Origin of the sequence: Novosphingobium mangrovisedimenti (assembly GCF_025153475.1) — a bacterium.
Lineage (GTDB): Bacteria > Pseudomonadota > Alphaproteobacteria > Sphingomonadales > Sphingomonadaceae > Novosphingobium > Novosphingobium mangrovi_A.
Genome location: NZ_JANZXA010000051.1, coordinates 1 through 1,268 on the forward strand (window position 1 = coordinate 1; position 1,268 = coordinate 1,268).

General features: G+C 64.7%; 2 protein-coding genes. Both read right to left on the minus strand.

Annotated features, from left to right (window positions below; genetic code table 11):
• Positions 1–77 precede the first annotated feature (77 nt).
• On the minus strand, positions 78–935 hold the full coding sequence (gene istB, locus NZK81_RS21405; RefSeq protein WP_188824040.1) for an IS21-like element helper ATPase IstB: 858 nt from the start codon (positions 933–935) through the stop codon (positions 78–80).
• Positions 932–1,268: Mu transposase domain-containing protein (locus NZK81_RS21410; RefSeq protein WP_419181732.1), on the minus strand; the 337-nt coding region annotated here is incomplete at its 5' end. The genes NZK81_RS21410 and istB, both read right to left, overlap by 4 nt.

Consider the following 1,268-nt stretch of genomic DNA (forward strand, 5'->3'; position numbering starts at 1 on the left):
CTGTCAATGGGCACCGAAGTTTCCGCAGATGTGGGCGCTTAAAATTCCCTATGCTGGCGGTTCAGGACGGTCGGTGATCAGCCGTATTCGGGATCAGGATTTCCTTTCTTTGTCGGCCGGCCACGCCGCCTCGGCGGTGGTGGATTGAACGCGGTGCCGTTGCGCACGTTTTCGGGCACAAGCGCAGCGTGCTCACGCATTCGGTAACTGGAGCCCTCGATCTGGATGACAACGGCGTGGTGCAGCAGTCTGTCGAGCAGCGCAGTGGCGACTACGGCATCGCCGAAGACCTCGCCCCATTCGGCGAAGCCGCGATTGGAGGTGAGGATCATGGCGCCCTTTTCGTAGCGGGCGTTGACCAACTGGAAGAACAGGTTGGCGCCGCCCGGTGTGACCGGCAGGTAACCGATCTCATCGACGACCAGCAGCGATGCGCGGGCAAGAAACCGGATCTTCTCCCTGAGCGTGCCTTCGCGCTCGGCTTTGGCGAGTTGGGCGATGAGATCGGCCAGCGGGATGAAGTAGACCGCCTTGCCGGCGCGGACTGCCTCGACCGCGGGCGCGGTAGCAATGTGGCTTTTGCCGGTGCCGGGCGGGCCCAGCAGATGGACGACCTCGGCCCGTTCTATGAAGTCGAGGCCGGCGAGTGCCAGGATGCGGTTCTTGTCGAGCGAGGGCTGGAACGAGAAGTCATAGCTGGCGAGCGTCTTCACGACAGGCAGCCGGGCCATGCGCAGGGCCGCCTTGATCCGCCGGTTCTCGCGTAGCGACAGTTCTTCGCCCAGCAGTTCATCAAGCGCTTCAATGCCGTCGATCTGCCCCTGCTCGATGCGGCGCAGGGTTGCATCCAGGATCTCGAGCGCGCGGGGCATCTTGAGGCTGACGAGGCTCCGGCGGATGGAGTCAACGCGCGTGGATGGCGCAATGCCGTTCATGGCCGCCCCTCCATGGCAAGGCTCGCGCCGATCGCATCGTAGATGGCCAGCGAGCGCAACGGTACATGATCGCCGATCCGACCGATCATCGTCATGGGGCGATCCGGCGTTCGCGGCTGCGGCCGCCCAGTGCGATGGCGCTGGTCGATACGATATTGCCGGCGCCCTTCGAGCACGGGGTGTTCGGCAACGACGATGCCGCGGTCAATCACGCGGATCAGGTCCGGCAGTTGCTCGACTTCGACGATCCGCCGCGTCCGGTCGGGCACGCTGTAGTAGTTGCCACCGACCGCCACGAGCCCGTCGTGGCTGACCCGCCGTTCGAGCTTCTGC